Raw genomic sequence first — 22,401 nt, 5'->3', positions numbered from 1 at the left:
GTGGTTTCTGGTGGTCGCGGTGTGGGTTCAGGTGAAAACTACCACACAATCCTTGATCCGTTGGCGGACAAGCTGGGCGCTGCTCAAGGTGCTTCACGTGCTGCAGTGGACGCTGGCTTCGTTCCTAACGACATGCAAGTCGGTCAAACAGGTAAGATCGTTGCACCTGACCTGTACATCGCTGTCGGTATTTCTGGTGCAATCCAGCATTTGGCGGGGATGAAAGATTCTAAAGTGATCGTTGCGATCAACAAGGATGAAGAAGCGCCAATCAATGCGGTTGCTGACTACTGGTTAGTCGGTGACTTGAACACTGTAGTTCCAGAATTGGTTTCTAAAATCTAATCTCTAAATACAGTTTAAAAGACGCTCTTGCGCAAGCAGTGAAAGCAATGCTTTCCTGTTTTGCTCAGGGGCGTTTTTTATTGTTGAAAATTTCTTAAATAAATCATAGCTGATTTAACCGATTCAAGATTGAAGTAATAGCATCGAAGTAACAATATGACTCATTTGAATGCTTAAGCGGGATCTATGACTTTTCAAAGAGAGATAAATCGCGTCATTTCAATCGGCTTCGGATGGGTTTCTGGATAGGTTACTCGTCATTGATTTTGTATACAGATAAATGAGCAAAATGAGCAGCTCAATGCAGCAAGATTTTGAGGTATTTGGTTGGGTAAATTTGAATTAAAGCCAGTGAAAAAATGAACTAATTCACATAAAATGCCGACAATTAAAACAGATTAAAAAATAAACGATAAATTGTAGAAAATTAACAAGATTAAGATGGCTTATAAGAGACAAAAACAACAGAATTTATGCTATAATTTACGGCTGTATTTAGACTTTAACTCAGCCTATTTTGGGTTAATTTTTTGCTAGATTGATTATATAAAACGAGCAGTTCCAAATACTGTTAGTAATAAGGAGTATGCATGAGCCTATCGGAAATCCGACCGATTGCCATTGAGGATGAACTCAAAAGCTCATATCTCGACTATGCCATGAGTGTTATTGTTTCTCGTGCATTACCAGACGTGAGAGATGGCTTGAAACCCGTTCATCGTCGTGTGCTTTTCGCTATGCACGAGTTAGGCAATGACTACAACAAAGCGTATAAAAAGTCTGCCCGTGTGGTGGGTGACGTAATCGGTAAATATCACCCGCATGGTGACTCAGCTGTTTACGAAACCATTGTACGTATGGCACAAGAATTCAGCTTGCGTTATCAATTGGTCGATGGTCAGGGTAACTTTGGTTCTGTAGATGGCGATAGTGCTGCGGCAATGCGTTATACCGAAGTTCGTATGCGTAAGCTCACGCATGAACTTTTGGCTGACTTGGAAAAAGATACAGTCGAATGGGAAGACAATTACGATGGCTCTGAGCGTATTCCTCAGGTCATGCCAACCCGTGTACCAAACTTACTGATTAACGGTGTAACCGGTATTGCAGTGGGTATGGCGACCAATATGGCGCCGCACAACATGACTGAAGTTGTGAATGCCTGCCTTGCCTATGCCAATGATCCAAATATCAGCATCGAAGGTTTGATGCAGCATATTTCTGGTCCAGATTTCCCTACAGGCGGTATTATTTATGGCAAATCGGGGATTGTGGATGCGTATCGTACCGGTAAAGGCCGTTTGCATATTCGTGGTAAATATCACTTCGAAGAAGATCCGAAAAACGGTCGTATCACCATTGTATTTACTGAAATTCCATATCAAGTCAATAAAGCAAAAACGATTGAACGTATTGCTGAACTCGTAAAAGAGAAAAAACTTGAAGGGATCTCAGAACTTCGTGACGAGTCTGATAAAGACGGGATGCGTATTGCAATTGACTTGAAGCGTGGCGAAAACGCTGAAGTGATTGTGAATAACCTGTTCCAGAATACCCAGCTTGAAAACTCTTTCAGCATCAACATGGTCTGTCTGGACAACGGTCAGCCGAAGTTGATGAACCTGAAAGACATCATTGCGGCGTTTATCCGTCACCGTCAAGAAGTGGTTACACGTCGTACCATGTACGAGTTACGCAAAGCGCGTGAACGTGGTCATATCTTGGAAGGTTTGACGGTTGCTCTGGCAAATATTGATCGCATCATTGAAACCATTAAGACTTCTGCAAATCCTGCTGAAGCGCGTGAGCGTTTACAAGTGGGTGAGTGGTCTGCAGGTGGTGTGGTTGCATTGCTTGAAAAAGCAGGTTCAGTTTCTGTACGTCCTGAAATTATTGAAGGCGAAGATCTGTCTAAACCGTATGGTTTTGATGGTGGCATTTACCGCCTTTCACCTACGCAAGTCGGTGCAATTCTAGAATTACGTTTACACCGCTTAACCGGTCTTGAACAAGACAAGTTACATGCTGAATATTCTGACATTTTAGCTCAAATTGCAGAATATACTGCAATTTTGAATGACTTTAACTTGTTGATGAATGTGATTCGTGAAGAATTAGCGCTTATTATTCAACAATATGGTGATGCGCGTAAAACTGCCATTATTGAATCACGTATCGATTTCTCTCGTGAAGATTTAATTCCTGAAGAGCAAATGGTACTGACTGTTTCTAAAACAGGTTATGCGAAAACTCAACCATTGTCTGACTATGCCGCTCAGCGTCGTGGCGGTCGTGGTAAGTCTGCAACATCAATGAAAACTGATGATTACATTCAGCATCTGATTGTGACATCGAACCATGCGACAGTTCTATGCTTTACCAATGTCGGTAAAGTCTATCGCCTGAAAGTATACGAAGTGCCACAAGCATCTCGTGGTGCAAAAGGTCGCCCAATGGTGAACTTGTTACCGCTTGATGCCAATGAAACGATTACAGCGATTCTTCCTGTGATTGATGCACCGAAGAAATTTAAAGATCGTCTGGCCGATTTCCAGGCATTTGTGAAAGCCAATGCTGCGAAACTGCAAGAAAATGAAATCATTAATTCGCATTTTGCTGAACTTGAAGCGGCTTTAGCCGAGCTTGAAGATGGTGCAGATGACTTGTCTGATGCATTGCGTACTCAATTAAAACAATTGGGTCTTGAGCTTTCTACGACAGATTTGGACGATGAAATCATTGCTGACTTTGCGCAGCAAGCTGAAGCAGTTCGTAAAAACTTCTATGTGTTTATGGCGACCGAGTACGGTACGATTAAACGTGTAGAACTTGAACAGTTCAGTAATGTTCGTTCAAATGGTTTACGTGCAATTGAGCTGAATGGCGATGACACCTTGATTGGTGTTGCGATTACCGATGGCGAACAGCAAATCATGTTGTTCTCGAATGAAGGTAAGGCAATTCGCTTCGCGGAAACTGATGTTCGTTCAATGGGTCGTTCTGCCAAAGGTGTTCGCGGTATGCGCGTGACCATCGGTGCAGCAGCGCAGCTTGAAGATGCGGAAACTGATGTAGATTCAGATGATGAAGATACTTCAGATTCGGCATTAATCAGCCGTATCGTTTCGTTGGTGGTTGTACCAGAAACTGGCGAAGTGCTTTGTGCATGTGCCAACGGTTATGGTAAACGTACTCCAGTGGGGGACTTCCCAACCAAAAAACGTGGCGGTAAAGGTGTGATTGCAATTAAAACATCTGAACGTAACGGTGAATTGGTCGGTGCGGTATCTATTGATGAAAGCAAAGAACTGATGTTGATTTCTGATGGCGGTACGCTGGTTCGTACACGTGCTTCAGAAGTTGCAACGACAGGTCGTAATGCGCAAGGTGTTCGTCTAATCCGTTTGGGTAATGAAGAAATTTTGGTTGGTGTTGTTTCTGTAGAAGCCGTTGAAGAAGAAGAGTTTATTGAAGCAGTCGAAGGCGAAGAAGTCATTGCCTCTGAAGCTTTGATTGATTCTGAAATTTTGGTTGATGATGAAACGATTGCTGATGAAGCTGAAAGTGAATCGGATTTAAGAGATTCTGAAGATTAAGTTTTGTAGTAATAAAAAAGGACGCGTAAGCGTCCTTTTTTATGCTTATTGTTCAATCCTAAAAAAGATGAGTTATAGATACGAATTTAAAAATATAGTGAATTTAATTTCTATTATAGGCAAAGATTAATTATGGAAAATAATAAATTATCATCAAAATTTCAAACTTTAACTGTTGTTTCAGGAACTTATTTAGTTTTCATAATTATACTTTTTATTGGTGATGTAGCGGAAATTAAAGAAATGAAACCTAATGAGTGGGGGGATTTTTTGGCTGGTACATTTGCACCGTTGGCATTCTTATGGCTAGTTTTTGGTTATCGCCAACAAGGTGAAGAGTTAAAGCAAAATACTAAGGCCATTAAATTACAAGCAGATGAATTAAAAAATAGTGTAGAACAACAAAAAGCACTAGTTGACGCTACAAAAGTAGAGTTAGATCTTATTCAATTAAGGGATAAACGTATTGAAGAGTTGGAAAAAATAAGAGCTCAACCATTTTTTCACTTTTTTAACGTAAGTATGTCACCTTTAAATAATTTAGATAATAAAGCAATGAGTCTTCTAAAATGTGAAATAAAAAATAGTCGTTCAACATGCAGGGAAATAAATATTAGTGTAAAAAGTAGATATAGTTCCTTGATTTCAATTCATAGTATGGACCTGTTAGAACAAGCTAGTCACAATAATCAAGATATTGAATTTATAGTTATTAATGGATTCGAATTTGAAGATGAAGATAAATTTGATCTAGATTTTGAAATAAAATATTGTGATGAAAATGATAAGTATCAATTTCAAAATATTCAACTTATTGTATCTAAGAAGTATAGTGAAACTGGAGAGGAAATTCATTTTGAATTCTTTAGAAAAGAGAGTTCATTTATTTCCAAGCTAAAAAACGATTAGGATATTATATTTATTTATAAAGAAGGAAGCCGAAGCTTCCTTTTTCAATCTTATGAATTATGCAGCTTCTTTCATTTCAACTTGATAATCTTTTTGCTTTTCAGTATCGAATTGACCTTCCCATTTACTGATCACAAGAACAGCCAACGAGTTACCAATTACATTTAATACTGTACGCGCCATATCTAGAATACGGTCAATCCCGGCAATAAATGCCAAACCTTCAAGTGGAATGCCCACACTGCCCAATGTCGCCAACAGCACCACGAAAGACACGCCTGGAACACCAGCAATCCCTTTAGAGGTAATCATTAAGGTAAGAACCAAAATCACTTGCTGTGTCACACTTAAATCAATACCGTAAAGTTGCGCAATAAAGATAGCCGCAATACTTTGATATAAGGTCGAACCATCCAGGTTAAACGAATAACCGATTGGAATGACGAAACTGGTAATCGACTTAGGTGCACCATACGCTTCCATTTTTTCCATGATACGCGGTAAGACGGTTTCAGAACTTGCAGTTGAATAGGAAAGAATCAGTTCATCTTTTAGAATTTTAATAATTTCCCAAATGCTGAAACCACAGAATTTAGCAACTAAACCTAAAATGACAAAGATGAAGAAGAAAATAGCGCCATACACCAGAAGAGCCAACTTCAATAATGGAAGCAGAGAACTAAATCCAAAGTTCGCAACGGTTGCCGCAATCAGGCCAAATACACCGAAAGGTGCGAATAGCATGATCATGTGCGTCACTTTGAACATGGTTTCAGAAATTGCATGCAACACATCAATTAATGGTTTCTTGGTTTCTTTCGCTAAAGATCCTAAACCAATACCGAAAATCACTGAGAAGAAGATAATTGGCAACATATGCCCATCAGTCAGTGAACCGAAAATATTGGAAGGAATTAAAGATAGAACAGTATTCACCAGACCATGTGACTGGTTACTCACTTCATTTGTGGTTTGCTGATATTGAGAGATATCGGTTTGCGTTAAACTCGACATATCAATACCGGCACCCGGCTGAAATACATTTGCCGCAACTAAACCAATAATAATGGCAACTGTGGTAATAATTTCAAAATAGACAATGGTTTTAAAACCGAGCTTACCTACATTTTGACCATGACTTGCATTTGCAATACCTAAAATCAGCATTGAAACCACAAGTGGAATGACGATCATCTTAATTAAATTAATAAAGATTGAACCCAAAGGGCTAAGTAAATTATTAATCAGAGTTTCACGATATTCGGGAGAATAATGTAGAAAAGAGCCTACAAGCACACCTAAAATGAGCGCAATTACGATTTGCCACGCAAGGCTAATCTTAATCTTCTTCATGCTAAGCCCTTAAAATCAGATATTTAGTGAAAAAAATGCTGTAATAACGCTGTCGACATCATAAAGACATGTTAATGGGAGCATGGGAATGAATAATATAAAAAATATTCATGAAATATGAACAAAGGGCTATTTTGCATCGATTAGTATATTCAATCTAACTTTTTTCTTCACAATTGATGCGATGGGTTAAAAAAAATTCAGTTTTAGTTGTAAATTTAATCAAATTGTAAAGTTTTATTTAATAATCTTATAAGAAAGACGATCAAACTCTTATTTTTGATCCGGTTGGCTTAGTCGGAAATATCCCCAAACCAATAACACCGCTCCCAGAGTTGCCAAATAAATCATTTTCGGAATCACGATATTTAAAGGCACACCCATTTGATTCAGCTGAATAAACATTTGAATGCCTTGAGTCGAAGGCAGGATATTTCCCAGCCATTGCATCCACTCAGGCATTGCAGCATGTGGCCATGCTGTCCCTGACAGTAAAAATAGTGGAATGGAAGTAAAGACAATCACATGGCCTGCACGTTCAGGCATATCTAAAAATGAGGCAATCACCATGGTTAGACCAATCACGCAACTGATAAAAATCGGTACGCCAATCAGCATGCCGAAGAAATTTCCACCATGCGGATAATCATAGAACCAGAAAGTAAAGCCAAATAAATAGAAACAGCCCAAACAGCCAATGGTTAAAATGGCACTAAAGATGGCAAAAAATTCAGTTTTGCTGGGTCGCCAGTTTTGCAATCGATAACCTGCAATCAGCATACTTAAACCCAAAAAAATCGTCTGATAAATAATTAAAGGGGCAATGGCTGGAAAAATATAACTGCCATAACCAGACATGGTATTGAATAATGGAACTTGATGAATGGAAAGTGCAGGGGAGAAATGCGAAATATTACCAAATTTCTGCGCCCGTTCAGCAATGGCATATTCAATTGAAGTCGCCAAACCCAAACCAATCTGTTTGGTCCTTAAAAAATAGGCCGCACTTAAATATAAGCCAACGCCACCGACTTCGCCACGATGAATGCTGTTGGATAAATTTTCAGGCAATAGCAAAATACCATCCGCTTGCTGGGTTTTGACCATCATTTCCGCCTCAGCAAAATTGCCTGTGACTGCCTTTATTTTCACGTTTGGGCTTTTCGAAACTTCATCAATAATAGTGGAGGTGATCATGCTTTGTTCTTCATCCACAATCACAATCGGTAAAGACTCGGCATGTTCGGCTTTATAGGCGGTGGGGTAAAAGAAGCTATAAAAAAATACCGAAAGTACCAAAGTGGTAAAGATTGAAGCATTACGTGCAATATCTTTAAAGCTTTTGAAATAAAAGTGTAGAAAGTCTTTGATGCTATTTTTCATGACTTAACTTCCTTTAAATATTTACTCAGGAAGAAATACGCAGTAGCAAAATAGAGCAGACAATAAATAGCCAACACCGCAAGTGGTAATAGGGAAATAGATACAGGACTGCCAATTACCCATTGTTCAGTTTGCAATTTTGCATAGGGCGTATAAGGAATAATATTGGCCCAAAATTGGGTAAATAGTGGAGCATTATTAAGCGGTAAAGTTACCCCCGCAAAACTTAAAGACGACCCCCCATACACCGCAATAAGACCGAAAGACTTGGCTAAGTCACGGGTGGCTAAAACCACAGTACTACTCATAAAAGCATAAGCGCTATAAAAGAAAAACTGACCAAGTAGAATGATCCATAAATGACCTGCGACGAACCAGCCACGAATTTCAATCAGCCAGAACATCCACACCCACGTCCATGCAGTAAAAATTAGTACATAGGTTAAGTTCTTGGCAAATAAGGCACTGAAAATAGTACGTTGATTGAGCCATTTTCCTGTGCTGTTAAATTTAAGCTCTTGCCCAACCGCAAAAGCCACACAACAACACAGCAGTAAATGCAAGATTGCAGGAACCACAAACGGTTCCAGGTAGAACTCGTAATTTAAACCAGGATTATATAAAGGCGATATTTTGACATTTGGCGTAGGAATATCTACATAAGGAATTATATTTTCCAGATAATTGTGTCCTGTAAAATCCGCGATTGCCTCGACAGTACTGACCAGCATTGCAGAGGAAATGCTATTTCCGACACTAAAATAGCTTTGATTGAATACAATACTGATTTCAGCATCTTCGGCTTGAACCAGTCGTTGTTCCGCACCTGCTGGAATAGAAATATAACCCCAGATTTTAGTTTGATTGAGCAGACGTTCAACTTCATCCGGGCTCTGTGAAACAACTACGATGTCTAGAGTGGAATTATGGCTGACATATTTTTCAATATTTCGGCTCAGTTCACTTTGGTCTTGGTCAATGATTGCAATGGGTAAATGCTCAGGCTTGCCCTGATAAAACATGCTGCTAAATAATACAATAATAAATAAAGGCGCAAGTGTGACTAAACACAAGTCCCATTTATGTGTCAATAAATAGCGTAATTCACGCAGTATGCCAGACCACATTATTTAGGCTCTGCAATTTTAAATAGCACGCTCATGCCCACTTTTAAATCTGCAATCGGTTGTACAGGCGCTAAATGAACTTTAAAACTACGAATGTCATAACCACCGGTTTGGCGTGTGGTTTTAATGGTGGCAAATTCACCTTCAGCATCTATATTTTTAATTTTAAAAGTCGCAGTTTGATTTAAGGCTGGAATGAAACCTTCAATGGTTTTGCTTTTATAAACTTGCGCATAGATGTCTTCACGGACATCCACACTCACCCATAAATCATCATCCTCAATAAGGCTGACTATAGGTACAGCGATTGCCACCAGTTCAGAGGCTTTACCATAGGTTTTAGACACGGTGCCATTAATCGGGGACAGCAATTTGGTTTCTGCTTCTAATGCATTGGCTTCCGCAACCGCCGCTTTGGTAATTTCCACCTGTGCATTGGCTAAAGATTTTTGTTCTGGTGTGCTGCCACGCTTGGCACGTTTATATTGTTGATAAGCCGCTTCGGTAATTTGAGTGGCTGACGCTGCTGCAGCTTGCATTTCATCCCGACGTTGGCGAGAAATAACCCCTTCTTTAAACAGGTTGGCACCACGTTGATAAGTGGTTTGCGCTAAAGTCTGCTGCGCTTTTAGGCTTTGCCAGTTGGCATACAGAGTTTCGATATTTTCTTGCTGCGAACCACGATCGGCAGTGGATTGCAGTGCTAAAGCAGATTGCAGGGAAGCTAGAGCCTGCTGTTTTTTTGCATCGACTTCAGGGCTGAATAATCGTACTAACTCCTGACCTTTTTTAACTTTATCCCCCTCATGCACATAGACTTCTTCAATGCGACTCGGCACTTTGGTACTGACATGAATGGTTTCCGCTTCAACCCGACCTTGCAGTTCAACTTGTTTGGGTTGATAGCTTTTCCATAAGCCGAAAGCAATTAAGCCTAACAATAGAATCAGCACGATGATACCGACAACTTTAATGACAGCTGACTTTTTGGGATTTGGCTCGGTATTTTCAGTGGTTTGAGCTTGTTCTGAATAACTGAAAAATGCGTCATCTGCATGGGTCTGCTGTTCAGATGTCGCTTGAGTATCCACGTTACTGCTTTGAGCTGATGTATCTGTAGAGCTTCCTTCTGATGAGGCGTTTTCTACATCTTGATCAGGCTTGTTTTGATCTTGATTCATGTTTTTCCCCATCAAAAATTAACGGATATAGTTGGTTTGAGCTTGATTAACATAGCTTTGAAATTGATTGATCGAGCCGTGGCTTTGCAATAAAGCCGCCAGAGACATCACATATTTATAAGCATTCAGCGCCATTTCACTTTTTAAACCGGTTAGGGCATTTTGCGCATCAACGACTTGGGTAGCGGTACCCATATCTTCTTTAAAGGACAGAGTTTGAATACGCAAGTTTTCCTGAGCAGCTTTCATATTTTGCTGTAGTAACTGGTGACTTTGCTGGGCTGTGGTCACTTCGCTATACGATTTATAAATAATATTTTCAATTTCCTGCTTGCTGCGTTCAGTCATCAGTTCCGAAGCATAGCGTTGTAATTCTGCCGCTTGAATATTTTTGTTTTTGTCGACCCCTGAAAACAGGTTATAGCGTGCCACTACACCGACAATCCAGTTTTGCTTTTCATCCAGACTGTATTCCCCAAAGGCAAAAAGATTGGGCTTTTTCGCTGCACTTTGCGCTTTGACATTGGCATTGGCCAGTTGAGTATCCATTTTCATTTTACGAATCAGAGAAGATTGATCCTGATAGGTTTTTAGCAAGCTATTTAAAGATTGGCTTTGCGTAGAATTCACAAAAAGCGGGGTGCTAAGCTCCGTAATCTGGCTGCTTTGCAAAAGATTATTCAGTTGAAAAAGACTCGATCTGAGATTGGCTTCAGCATTTTGATAAATCCGCTGCGCATTGTTTTTTGCCACTTCAAACTGCATGCGCTGACCTTTGCTAATAAAACCCTGCTTTTCCAGTTTGAGTGCGTTGTTATAGTGGGTTTGCATAGCATTAAAATTGGAACGGCTTGAATCGAGTAATTGTTTTTGTAGTTGTGCATTAAAATAAGCCTGAATCAGTTCAAAACGTTGTAGATCTTGCTGTTGCTGGGTATTGAGCTGACTACGCTGCGCTTTAATACTGGCGACTTCTTTGGCACTGGAAGTCAGCCCACCGGTATAAAGCGGCATCAATACTGAAACTGTGGGACGAATCACCTGATCTTCCAAAATCACATTCGCAGAATCAGGAAATAAGCCTATACCGCTGTGAATGGTTTGATTGAGACCTTCTTTTAAAGGATCAGCTATTATTGAAGGCAAGTTTTGCTGATTCACACGATCGTTGATGCCTTGAGAAAGCGTTTGTTCCAAATTGTTTTTAAAAGAATCGAGCGGAATATCCACTTCATTATGAAAAGCATAAGCCCGTACATTTAAGTCCACACGGGGCAGACCTAAACCTTTTACTGCTTCAGCTTCAAGTTGGGAAGCCTGCTGCAAGGCCTGATTGGCTTGGGTGCTATATGAATCCTTTAAAATTGATTGTTCAGCTTGTGCATAACTGATGCTTTGAGCCAATGTTGTCGTTGCATAAATAGTGGCGCTAGACAATAGAGCAATCTTGATTATCGTTCTGATGGTCTGGTCTATATTTTCTTGTGCCCATGTCAAATTCAGTAACATAAATTCGGCTCTCAACATCATTGTTATAAATTATACATCGCTTGAAAATAAGATGTCTTTATTGTTGTTCGCATTCGTGTTTAATATGCAATTGTATATTAAGAACTATTTAAGATTAAAGCTACAACGTCCTTACTCGATAATGTGACAAAAATACTGTGAGTGAATACGAATAAAGTCTGGCATAGCAACCTGGGTAAGCCATTTTAATTTATAGGAAGTAACCACACGAAACTGACGTGATGGGCAGGTGATGTTCCAATAACCGATTTAAAACAACAAAAAAACTGGATATAAATCCTCAATTAATCTGTCTTGGTTTACGCTGGGTCGAGTTTGCTATTCAGGTTTTTTTGGCGGTTCTTATTTATGCTGTTATTGTGATTTTTAGTTTAATTGTTCGTACAGTCAGTTATTTAATCACGGATGGAACCGTTTAATGAAATTATTAAACCGAAAACAACAATAGTCCTTTATTGAACTTTTGACTTTAAATGTCCGACAGCATTGAAATATTTTCAGGATAATTTACTGCAAGCACAAGCTATCTGTGGTTAAATGCCGTTATTTTATTGTGTTTCACTTTGAAAGGAAAAATCATGCGCGCGTACAATTTCTGTGCTGGCCCTGCTGCATTACCGACTGCCGTTTTAGAAAAAGCCCAAGCTGAAATGCTCGATTGGCATGGCAAAGGTCTTTCGATCATGGAAATGAGTCACCGTAGTAGTGACTATGTTGCTGTGGCAGAAAAAGCAGAAGCAGATTTACGCAAATTGATGAACATCCCAGAGAACTATAAAGTATTGTTCTTGCAGGGTGGTGCTTCACTTCAATTCTCTGCAATTCCTTTAAACCTTTTAGGCAAAAATAATAAAGCTGACTATATCCATACCGGAATCTGGTCTGAAAAAGCGCTAAAAGAAGCACAACGCTATGGCGATATCAATGTCGTGGAAGCAGGCACAAGCATTAACGGTAAGTTAGCGATTACGGATCAAAGCCAGTGGAACTTATCTGACGATGCGGCTTATGTGCATTATGCAGATAACGAAACCATTGGTGGTCTTCAATTTGCGGGCATTCCTGAAGTGAATGCACCATTGGTATCGGATTTATCTTCAAGCATTCTTTCCGCACCGATTGATGTGTCCAAATTTGGTTTAATCTATGCAGGCGCGCAAAAGAATATTGGTCCTGCTGGCTTAACTTTAGTGATTATTCGTGATGATTTGCTTGATCAAGCGAAACCTGAAATTCCAAGCATTTTAAAATATTCTGCACAAGCGAAAAATGATTCAATGGTGAATACGCCATCAACTTATGCATGGTATTTGTCTGGCTTGGTATTTGAATGGTTACTTGAAAATGGCGGTGTTGAAGCCATTCATAAAGTAAACCTTGAAAAAGCCAAATTGCTTTATGGCTATATCGACGCGAGTGATTTCTACGCGAATCCGATTGCAGAACAAAACCGTTCAATCATGAATGTTCCATTTACTTTGGCAAATGCGGATCTAGATAAATTGTTCTTGAAAGAAGCTGAACAAAATCATCTTCTTAATTTGGCAGGGCACCGTTCAGTTGGTGGTATGCGTGCAAGTATTTATAACGCTGTACCATTAGAAGGTGTACAGGCTCTTGTTAACTTTATGGATGACTTTGCGAAACGCAATGCTTAAGCCTTAAAGTGAAAAAGCCCATCACATGATGGGCTTTTTATTATGTGTTGAAACAAGTCTGTTGAAAATCACGCGTTAAAATAAGCTTAAAGAATAAAGAGATGTAAAAGATAGGCAGACATAAACATGCCTAATACAAAAAATAAGCATGAGATGGTGTCTAACTGGAAGCGTTTTCCAAGTTGATGTTCAACTTGCTGTATATTTTCTTCTTGCACGATTTTCATGGAAAGCTCTATTCCGATTTATTTATCGTTAATTCCTATTTCTAATTTGCATTTTTATCATAAAAAATTGATTAAATAAAGTACTAAATAAAAATATGTAATTAAAATATTTATTTTATCGAAATAAATATCGCACTTATTCTCAGCTTCTTATCAATCAAGGGTTGGACTGTATAAAAAGCTTAAAAATTAACCATAAAATATAATCAGCAGCGTATTTTAAAAGATAAAATTTTGAATTTAAAATTGGGGATAAGTGTATTTTATTTTGAATTTAAAAACGTTCAATATAATGTTTAGCTGTGGATAAATATGCAGCATCATTCGAAACGAGATAATAAAAAACGGGCATAAAAAAGCAGCTAAATTGTGATATTAAGCATCACAATATTCAGCTGCTGTTTGTAGCTTACTGTTTTTTAGAATGAATATTGACTTGAATCCACAGGTTGCCTCGAATAAATTGACCAATCTGAAAGTCTTTATAGTCTGCATTTTGGGTCGCAATACGGATCAGGGTTGCTTCCTGATTTTCATCATGAATTAAGGCTACATCATAAAGCGTGTAGTCTTGCTCCATAAAAGACATTGAAGTTTTACCGACAATATTACCCTGAAACCAGGCTTCATCTTCTTGACCCATATTTTCGCCATAAAGATAGGCCACCATTTTTGAGAAATCGACGGTGACGGGCTCTTTATCATCTTCCGATTTAGGCTCCCAGGCATCAATTTGTTCTTGCAAATTGGCGGGGGCAACGCCTTCATTGGCAGCCAGAATATCATTTAAAGCACGGTGATGTTTAATGGATGCAGGATCATCGACCACCAAGTGTTCATGGTCTGAAACAGCTTCAAGTTCATAAGCCCAAGCATTCAATTGAGCCAGATAGGTTTGACCTTTTTCATAGTGCTCATGATTAACGCTATAGAGGGTATCAAAGGCATAAACAATGGTATTTGCACCTAAGTTTAAGCGTAAAACAGCCTGCGTATTTGATTTACAACTAATAATTCGTTCAATTTTAGCATCGACTTTATAGGGGCCTTCGAAACTTGGAAATGCAGTTTTCACAGCTTGAGGCTTGTTATTTTCAACCGCAATCACTTGATTTATTTGCACCGCTGCTTTCATGGGTCCTTGAATCAGCCATGTGGTTTCATCCATGTCACATTCTTGAGGACACAAACCCATGGGCATAACCGGTGCATTCAGCGCTAAACCAAGCCACTTTGGCACATCTGTCGTTGGGTTGTCTGTGAGTAAATTCCAGTGTTCAACATGGCTGCCAAAGTTTTGATCTTCAATGGTGATAATTTCTGGTCTATTTTGGTTTTTCATATTCACAATTGATGTTCGGTTGTATTTATCTATTAAATCGAGGGTTATTTTAAAATTTCAAGTCATCCGACTAAATTTAACCATCAAAGTATGAGAAATGGGCTAAATAACCTATGCAAAGAAACGGGTAATAGAGATTATGCTTAAAAATTTGCGTATAAAAAATCAAGGTCATCTCATTCAAATTTAAAGGAGGGAATTGACTCAATGGATTTATCCATCCTCTTGTCATACGAATTTGTTAAACTAGTATTTAATATTTTCTTGCTATGGATGCTTTGTGCTGCCATTTAAACTTTGGGTCGATGCCGATGCATTACCTAAAATTCTACGTGAAGTCATTATTCGCGCTTCAGATCGTTATCAATTAGAAGTCACCTTTGTCGCCAATCAAAATGTAGGCATTACCCCTTCAATTCGAATCAATTCCATTCAGGTGATGAGTGGGGCAGATGCGGCCGATAAAGAAATCATAGATCGCATGAAAGAGCATGATATCGTGATGACACAAGATATTCCGCTTGCGGCTCTGGTGATTGAAAAGGGTGGAATTGCGATTCATCCGCGCGGTGAGGTTTATACCACGGCGAATGTAAAAGCCCGTCTGCATTTACGTGATTTTATGGATTCATTACGCGGCGCAGGTGTCAACACTGGTGGGCCACCGCCGATTTCTGAACGTGATAAACGTGAATTTTCCAGTTCACTCGATCAAACCATCCAGAAACAGAAACGTAAAACTGCACTCTAAGCCGAGCTCCATATGCCTTCCAAAGCCAATATTGTTTCAACCTATGCCTTATTGGTGTTTATTTGGGCCACGACGCCACTGGCAATTGTTTGGAGTGTCTCTGACCTGCATTTAATGTGGGCATTGGTGCTGCGGTTTTTTATTGCCTTACCCCTCGCAGTCGTGTTATTGGTGATTTTAAAGGTTAAATTTCCCATCGACCAAACCTCTTGGCATAGCTATTTGGCTGGGTCATTTAGTTTAATGGGATCGCAGTTTTTCACTTATATTGCAACCAGCTATCTAAGCTCAGGCATTATTGCCCTGATGTTTGGGTTGGCGCCCATTATGGCAGGTCTGATTGGACGCTTTGGCTTTAAACAGCGTTTAAGTCGCTTGCAGTGGCTGGGCATGTTGATTGCAGTTGCAGGCTTAGCCATTATTTGTTTTGGCGGTGAAAATCAGCATGTCAACCCAATCGGTATTGGCCTCATGTTGCTGAGCGTATTTACCTATGCCTTATCAATTTTTTGGGTTAAGAAAGTCAATGCGAATATTGATCCTGTGGCGCAGGCAACCGGTTCTATTCTGGTTTCAACGGTAGCTGCAATCTGTATTGTGCCTTTTATCTGGCAATATGCACCAACGCATATTCCAAATGCCAAGTCGTTATTGGCACTGCTTTATGCTGTGGTAATGGCATCATTGATTGCAATGTTCTGCTATTTCAAGTTGGTGCAAAATATTCAAGCCACAACATTATCATTAACCACGGTGATGACCCCAATGATTGCTTTATTTATTGGTGCAGTACTGAATAACGAGTCATTGTCGGCAATGGTTTTTGTCGGTGCATTTATTTTGTTGTTTGGTTTATTTGTCTATTTTTATCGTGACCTTAAGGCGAGTCGTAAGCTCGCCCACAAGATTAAATCGGGCAGTTAAATTTTTAATCTTTAGTCTTGCTCACCGTAATACATTCACTCAGTTTCACCCGATCTTGTGGATGTAAGGTAATGAAATAGGCACCAGTACGGAATTTACCATTGTCTTCTGCTCGGCTATAAACCACTTGTGCAGTTGCTGCAATATGAAAGAAATTTTCAGGGTGGCTTAAGGTCACGTGAATATAGGTTCCTTCCTGAATTGGATGCTCATTAAAGAAACTAAACCCGGTTTCTGAAAAATTGACATTTTCCGGGATAGGTAACATGGATTGTACAATTGCATCATACAAAGAACCGGTAATAAGGTTTAATTTTTGATTGAATAAGGATAAGATTCGAGCAATTTGTTGATCTCTTTCAGATAATTGTTCTAATTCGTAGTTTATTGCATGATCAAATTGATCTAATTCTGCGAGTAGTAGAAAATAGCGTGGCAGTACAAAGTTAGGATCGTAAGGGTCATTAAATGCGACATCATCAGAAATAATCTGATAATTAACTCGCAAGGCAGCATCTATACGCGACATAACGCGACGTTCCATGTTGCCGCTTTGATGCTGTAAATTTTCCATAATTATTCCTCGGACTAAATGGTATGTTTAAACCAATCTCGCTGTATATAGGGTTGAGATATACTCGCGCACGGCGTAGTAACCACTTTATTTCTTTTATTGCTCTGGTTTCTATGATCGGCCTCACATTAGGTGTAGCCGTCCTCATTACAGTCTTATCTGTGATGAATGGCTTTGACCGAGAACTGAAAAACCGCGTCTTAGGAATGATACCTCAAGCTACTGTTTCTTCAACACAAATTTTAACAAATTGGCCTGAACTTGCAAAAAAAGTTGAACAACATGAGCATGTCAAAGGCGTAGCACCATTTACCCAGTTACAAGGGATGCTGACAGCACAAGGACAAGTGGCCGGAATCATGGTTACGGGAATCGAACCTTCATATGAAAAGAAAGTTTCGATCATCCAGGATCACATGATTGAAGGCAGTATTGATAGCCTGAAAAAAGGTGAATTTGGCATTGTTTTAGGTAAACAAATGACTGATTCACTGGGTCTCGGCTTAAATGACAATATTACTTTAGTACTTCCTGAAGCAACACCATCACCGGCCGGTGTGGTACCACGTTTCAAGCGTTTTAAAATTGTCGGGATTTTCAGTATTGGTGCAGAAGTGGATTCAATGATGGGTTATATCGCCTTGAATGATGCTTCGACCTTATTACGCTTGCCCGATGGTGCTCAAGGTGTCCGTTTAAAACTGGATGATATTTTCCTTGCGCCTGAAGTCGCGGATGATATTGTCAAAGACTTGCCAAGCAATTTCTATGCATCGAACTGGACCTTTACCCATGGTAATTTGTTCAGTGCGATTCAGATGGAAAAAGCCATGGTCAGCTTGCTGCTGTTCCTGATTGTTTTGGTGGCCGCATTTAATATTGTGTCATCGCTGGTGATGGTGGTAACGGATAAAAAATCCGATATTGCGATCCTACGTACTCTGGGTGCATCACCTGCGACCATCACTCGAATTTTTATGGTGCAGGGAACCATTATTGGGGTGATTGGTACAGTGTCTGGTGCCATTCTGGGGATTATTTTCGCGTCAAGCATTAGTAGTGTGATTGGCTGGCTCAATACCACATTTGGTTTGAACCTGTTTGATGCTTATTTCATTAATTATTTGCCGTCTTATTTGCGCTGGCAAGATGTAGTCGTCATTGTGTGCTTATCATTACTTTTAAGCTTCCTTGCGACGATTTATCCAGCTTTGCGTGCTGCGAAAACTCAACCTGCAGAGGCCTTACGTTATGAGTAATATTGTCCTCGAAGCGAAGAATATTTCGAAAAGTTTTACTGATGGAAAAACCACAGTAGAAGTGATTAAGGACTTGTCTTTACAAGTCAAAGCAGGTGAGTTTGTTTCGATTGTGGGTTCAAGTGGTTCGGGTAAAAGTACTTTGTTGCATGTGTTGGGCGGTCTGGATTGCCCTACAGCAGGACAAGTCTTTTTAAACGGCAAGCGCTTTGATAATTTGGGTGAAGCTGAACGTGGTTATTTACGTAATCAGCATTTGGGTTTTGTGTATCAATTCCATCATTTATTGCCTGAATTTACCGCCTTGGAAAATGTTGCAATGCCGCTAATGCTGCGCGCAGGTACCAATTATAAGCAGTCGAAAGAGCAAGCAGAATACTTGCTGAATCGTGTCGGATTGTCGCACCGTATGACTCATAAACCGGGCGAGTTGTCGGGTGGTGAACGTCAGCGTGTGGCTTTGGCACGTGCTTTGGTGGCGAAGCCTGAACTAATGCTGGCCGATGAACCGACGGGGAACCTGGATCGTAAAAATGCAGTGAAAATTTTTGAACTGCTCAGTGAATTACGCAGCGAATTCAATATGGCGATGCTGATCGTGACCCATGATGAACAATTGGCCCAAGCAGGAGATTCGATTTTGCATATGCAAGATGGTGTCTGGATTGATGCTTAGACGCTGATCGATAAGTTTAAAAATTGATTGAAGCTCACTCCGGTGGGCTTTAATATTGCGCAAAATAAAAAATATTATAAAAATAATGACTCAATTAATTTGCGTAGGATGGGTAATCGGTATTGCGAGCATGGGAAAGGTTTTCCCGTTCTTGCAGTCCTTGCTGATCCCTTGTATTGCTCTTTTCATTCTCTCCTTGCTTTTAAAGCTCACTGTTTTAAAACAGGCTCACTCTTTGTGGTTCACATTTTTACAGCTCTGTATTGGCTTTAGTCTGGGCATTACGCTTGGCTATAACTATGCCGATCATCAACTGAATGACCGTTTACAGTTTCGAGAAAAGCAGGCTGAACAAGTTGAAGTGGTTGTTCATGTTAAAAACCTCAATGAATTGGGTGATCAAACAATCCAACAAAAAATACAGGTGCTGAATCGGCATGCCGAAGTTGTGCAATGGCAGGCATTTTTAAAAAATGAAATAGATGCTCATTATCAGCCTGTATTTGAACTGGGTCAATATTATCGCTTGCAGGGGAAACTTCTGCCGGCTCATAGCTATGCAACTCAAGGTGTTTTTGATCAAGAGCAATGGTATCTCCAGCAAAATATCATGTCGGGATTTAAAGTGACCTCAGTACAAAAGCTGTCTCAGCAAGACATTTCTGCTTTGGGTTATGGTCGATATGTCAGGCAACAACATTCTTTTTCGAATCAAATCCAACTCTGGATGGAACAGCAACGCTTGGCGTTACGAAATTTTATTGATCAGCAGCCTGTAAAGCATAAAGGGCTACTTTTGGCTTTATTGACGGGGGATAAAAGTTTACTCAAACCCGAAACTGAACAGTTATTTCAGCGCTTTGGCATGAGCCATTTGTTGGCAATTTCTGGACCGCATGTGCTGATTTTTGCATTATTGCTATGTTGGAGCTTGCATCAACTGATTTGCCGCTATTGTCCGCAAGCGTATTTAACTTGGCCAAAACAATATTTGCTGATTCTGCCTTTTTGTATTTGCGTACTGTTGTATTGTGCTTTTGTGGGGTTTGAAATTCCAGCCCTCAGAACTTTGCTCACGTGCTTGTTGATCAGTGGATTTGTACTGTTAAAACAAAAAATTCAACCCTTAAGTGTTTTGCTGTTTAGTGCTTCAATTTTATTAATATTTGACCCGTTTAGTATTTTATCGGCTGCATTCTGGCTGTCCTATGGCGCATGCTTTGTGCTGTTACGTATTTATCAAACTGTGCAACAGCAAAGTCATGCTGAAGAAATTAAGACCAAGACTCAAGCAATCAAAATCCAAGTTAAAATTTTAATCGAATCGCAATGGAAAATCTTTCTAGCTTTATTTCCATTGATGCTGGTTTTCTTTAAACAGGTGGCCTGGATTACGCCATTGAGCAATTTATTTGCCATTCCATGGATTGGTATCGTGATTGTTCCCTTAGATGTGATCGCGGCGTTGTGCTATTTCATATTTGAGCCTTTGGGAAGTCTGATTTTCCAAATCAATGATTTGTGTCTTTCAGCTTTGCTCATCTTCATGCAGGGTTTAGATCATCTTTTTTTACCTGCACTCCAACCGATGGCGATGAACATTTGGGTGCTGCTGAGTTTGTGTTTAGGGCTGATGATTCTATTTTTACCGCGTGGTGTGGTACCGAAAACTTGGTCGGTATTATGCTTTGTGCCTTTAATAACGCTAGATTCAAGTCAAAATAATTTTGAACTCACGGTGTTAGATGTCGGGCAGGGACAAGCGATTTTTATCCGTGATCAAGAACAAACATTGATGATTGATACGGGTGGAAATTATGATGAAAGTAAATTTAGCGTAGGCAAGCAAATCATTTTGCCATTTTTATCTGTGAATGGTGTGGGCGAGTTGAATCAACTGATTTTGACCCATTTGGATCAGGATCATAAAGGAGGTTATGAATCGATCAAAGATGATTTACCCATTAAAAATATATATTCAAATGAACAGGTTGAGGTCGCTGATTCCAGCCAGTTTGATTATTGTCGTCAAGGTCAAAAGTGGCACTGGAGTGATCAAGTTGCTCTTACCGTTTTGTCACCCAAAGCAGAGCAGTTGGGAAATGCTAAAGATGAAAAAAATGAAATGTCCTGTGTGGTTTATTTACAGGTGAAAAATGCTCAACCTTATCAAAATTTCTTGCTGATGGGAGATGCCGGTTGGCCAACTGAATATCAGATTCTACAGGATTATCCAGACTTGAAAGTCGATGTTTTGGTTTTGGGACATCATGGCAGTCGACATAGTTCTGCTTATCACTTTTTAAAGCAATTGAATCCAAAATTGGCAGTGGCGTCAGCAGGTTTTAATAACCGCTATCGACACCCAAGTGTAGTAGTTGAATCCCGCTTGAAAGAATTAAAAATCCCGCTACTTACGACAATTGAACAGGGCAGTATTCGTTTTTCCAAACACAAAAGTATCATGGCTATTGAGTTTGAACGTGATTCACAGCAATGGTTAAAGCCCTAAGCTATTTCAGCCTGATTGGCTTTCGCTCGAACTTCTGCAATCAATTTGAGTGCTTCATCTGTATTTAAATGATAAATATTTTCTAGCTCTGGATTAGCTTTAAAGCGCTTATAACTCCAGTGATAATGTTCTGGATAACGACGAATTAAATTTTCGATGGCTTCTAAAATGACACCGGTACCCTGATTGGCATTGCCTTGGTAAATATGCTCATCAATAGGCTCAATGTGCATATCAAAACCATGATTATCATTACGCAGCGCATATAAAAATAAAGTTTTGGCTTTGGTTTTTTGAATCAGTTTGGCACTTAAATTACTGGTCGCCAGAGGAACCCCAAAATAAGGAATCATTTCTCCACCCACATTCGGGGTATGGTCTGGCAGAATCACCGTAGTACCGCCTTGTTTTAGCGCTTTAAAAATTTGTCTTACCCCGGATTCATCGGTAGGAACCAAGTTGGCTTGTTCACGGCTACGCGCTGCACGTACAAATTGATTGGCTGCTTCATTTTTGACAGGTTTATACAGAATGGTCATTTGGGTGAATTGAGCCAGGTAGGCATTCATGATTTCCCATGTGCCAAAATGCGGGACAATCAGTACCAAGCCTTCAGGTGCTTTGAGCGCATCTTGAAGCAGTTTTTCACCGGTAATGGAATCAATACGTGAAATATTTTTCTTGTTACTTGCACCCCAGATGCTGAAAAATTCAAAATATGAGGTCAATTCATTACGAATGGCGTGTTGAATAATCTGCTCATGTTGTTCGGAAGTTAATTCTGGCAGTGCAATTTGAAGATTAAGGCGGATTGTGTCTGACGTTTTTGATAGTTGGAGTAAATTCACTAGACCTGCCAAAGCTCGGGCAATAAATCTCGAAATTTGAATAGGTTGTCGACTTACAAATTTGAGTAAGCGATACGTCGCATTAGGTGGGGTAGTGTCAGTCATTGCCTATCGTCAATGTATGTAAAGAGTCAAAAAGTGCAAATATTATAGGCGAAAATAGATTGTTTAGGCAGATTTCTATAATTCAGTGTATATAATGAGTT

18 protein-coding genes are annotated in these 22,401 nt (G+C 39.7%); 9 read left to right on the top strand and 9 right to left on the bottom strand.

The window, feature by feature from the left end; translation table 11 throughout:
- The 3 genes from HLH14_RS02740 to HLH14_RS02730 form a co-directional block, all read left to right on the top strand.
- A partial coding sequence (locus HLH14_RS02740) for an FAD-binding protein (RefSeq protein ID WP_214645702.1) occupies positions 1-345 on the top strand: 345 nt, incomplete at its 5' end.
- A gap of 590 nt (positions 346-935) precedes the next feature.
- On the top strand, positions 936-3,941 hold the full coding sequence (gene gyrA / locus HLH14_RS02735) for a DNA gyrase subunit A (RefSeq protein ID WP_067724859.1): 3,006 nt from the start codon (positions 936-938) through the stop codon (positions 3,939-3,941).
- A gap of 132 nt (positions 3,942-4,073) precedes the next feature.
- Positions 4,074-4,850, top strand: a complete 777-nt coding sequence (locus HLH14_RS02730) for a hypothetical protein (protein ID WP_067724862.1) — start codon at positions 4,074-4,076, stop codon at positions 4,848-4,850.
- Positions 4,851-4,907: 57 nt separating this feature from the next.
- Here the strand turns inward: HLH14_RS02730 and gltP are convergent, their stop codons facing one another.
- The 5 genes from gltP to HLH14_RS02705 all read right to left on the bottom strand — a co-directional run bounded on the left by gltP (position 4,908) and on the right by HLH14_RS02705 (position 11,403).
- Positions 4,908-6,203 carry a glutamate/aspartate:proton symporter GltP gene (gltP, locus tag HLH14_RS02725; RefSeq protein WP_067724864.1) on the bottom strand — a complete coding sequence of 432 codons (1,296 nt, stop codon included), beginning with the start codon at positions 6,201-6,203 and terminating at the stop codon, positions 4,908-4,910.
- A 273-nt stretch (positions 6,204-6,476) separates the two neighbouring features.
- Positions 6,477-7,574 carry an ABC transporter permease gene (locus HLH14_RS02720; protein WP_067725249.1) on the bottom strand — a complete coding sequence of 366 codons (1,098 nt, stop codon included), beginning with the start codon at positions 7,572-7,574 and terminating at the stop codon, positions 6,477-6,479.
- Between the two features lie 8 nt (positions 7,575-7,582).
- A complete protein-coding gene (locus HLH14_RS02715; protein ID WP_067724865.1) occupies positions 7,583-8,713 on the bottom strand; it encodes an ABC transporter permease in 1,131 nt (376 codons plus the stop codon).
- Complete coding sequence (locus tag HLH14_RS02710; RefSeq protein ID WP_067724867.1) at positions 8,713-9,894, bottom strand: HlyD family secretion protein; 1,182 nt, start codon at positions 9,892-9,894, stop codon at positions 8,713-8,715. Before HLH14_RS02710 ends, HLH14_RS02715 begins: the two co-directional genes overlap by 1 nt.
- A gap of 18 nt (positions 9,895-9,912) precedes the next feature.
- Positions 9,913-11,403, bottom strand: a complete 1,491-nt coding sequence (locus HLH14_RS02705; protein ID WP_067724869.1) for a TolC family protein — start codon at positions 11,401-11,403, stop codon at positions 9,913-9,915.
- 599 nt (positions 11,404-12,002) lie between these two features.
- On the opposite strand from HLH14_RS02705, the gene serC reads away from it, so the two are divergent.
- Entirely contained in the window at positions 12,003-13,082 is a 1,080-nt protein-coding gene (gene serC, locus HLH14_RS02700; RefSeq protein WP_067724871.1) for a 3-phosphoserine/phosphohydroxythreonine transaminase, read from the top strand.
- An 86-nt stretch (positions 13,083-13,168) separates the two neighbouring features.
- Here serC and HLH14_RS02695 read toward each other — a convergent pair whose 3' ends face one another.
- The gene (locus tag HLH14_RS02695) at positions 13,169-13,309 is read right to left on the bottom strand and encodes a hypothetical protein (RefSeq protein WP_165493727.1); all 141 of its coding nucleotides are present in this window, start codon (positions 13,307-13,309) and stop codon (positions 13,169-13,171) included.
- Positions 13,310-13,718: 409 nt separating this feature from the next.
- Positions 13,719-14,651: a hypothetical protein gene (locus tag HLH14_RS02690; RefSeq protein WP_067724872.1), complete on the bottom strand. Its 933-nt coding sequence runs from the start codon at positions 14,649-14,651 to the stop codon at positions 13,719-13,721.
- A 280-nt stretch (positions 14,652-14,931) separates the two neighbouring features.
- Between HLH14_RS02690 and HLH14_RS02685 the strand changes: the two genes are divergently transcribed.
- On the top strand, positions 14,932-15,402 hold the full coding sequence (locus HLH14_RS02685; protein ID WP_067724874.1) for a YaiI/YqxD family protein: 471 nt from the start codon (positions 14,932-14,934) through the stop codon (positions 15,400-15,402).
- Positions 15,403-15,414: 12 nt separating this feature from the next.
- Entirely contained in the window at positions 15,415-16,326 is a 912-nt protein-coding gene (locus HLH14_RS02680; RefSeq protein ID WP_067724877.1) for a DMT family transporter, read from the top strand.
- A 4-nt stretch (positions 16,327-16,330) separates the two neighbouring features.
- On the opposite strand, the gene HLH14_RS02675 is transcribed toward HLH14_RS02680, so the two are convergent.
- Positions 16,331-16,900: a PilZ domain-containing protein gene (locus HLH14_RS02675; protein ID WP_067724879.1), complete on the bottom strand. Its 570-nt coding sequence runs from the start codon at positions 16,898-16,900 to the stop codon at positions 16,331-16,333.
- Between the two features lie 23 nt (positions 16,901-16,923).
- On the opposite strand from HLH14_RS02675, the gene HLH14_RS02670 reads away from it, so the two are divergent.
- The 3 genes from HLH14_RS02670 to HLH14_RS02660 all read left to right on the top strand — a co-directional run bounded on the left by HLH14_RS02670 (position 16,924) and on the right by HLH14_RS02660 (position 21,347).
- Entirely contained in the window at positions 16,924-18,159 is a 1,236-nt protein-coding gene (locus HLH14_RS02670) for a lipoprotein-releasing ABC transporter permease subunit (RefSeq protein ID WP_067724881.1), read from the top strand.
- The gene (lolD, locus tag HLH14_RS02665) at positions 18,152-18,835 is read left to right on the top strand and encodes a lipoprotein-releasing ABC transporter ATP-binding protein LolD (RefSeq protein ID WP_067724883.1); all 684 of its coding nucleotides are present in this window, start codon (positions 18,152-18,154) and stop codon (positions 18,833-18,835) included. The genes HLH14_RS02670 and lolD overlap by 8 nt, the downstream gene beginning before the upstream one ends.
- A gap of 85 nt (positions 18,836-18,920) precedes the next feature.
- Positions 18,921-21,347, top strand: coding sequence for a DNA internalization-related competence protein ComEC/Rec2 (locus HLH14_RS02660; protein ID WP_171532606.1), 2,427 nt, complete (start codon positions 18,921-18,923; stop codon positions 21,345-21,347).
- Here HLH14_RS02660 and HLH14_RS02655 read toward each other — a convergent pair.
- Complete coding sequence (locus HLH14_RS02655; RefSeq protein ID WP_067724887.1) at positions 21,344-22,300, bottom strand: lysophospholipid acyltransferase family protein; 957 nt, start codon at positions 22,298-22,300, stop codon at positions 21,344-21,346. The two genes, HLH14_RS02660 and HLH14_RS02655, sit on opposite strands and share 4 nt — an antisense overlap.
- Positions 22,301-22,401: the final 101 nt, after the last annotated feature.

It is taken from the genome of Acinetobacter terrae (assembly GCF_013004375.1).
Lineage (GTDB): Bacteria > Pseudomonadota > Gammaproteobacteria > Pseudomonadales > Moraxellaceae > Acinetobacter > Acinetobacter terrae.
The sequence above is the reverse complement of the archived record's forward strand: the minus strand, read 5'-3'. Positions and strand labels throughout refer to the sequence as shown.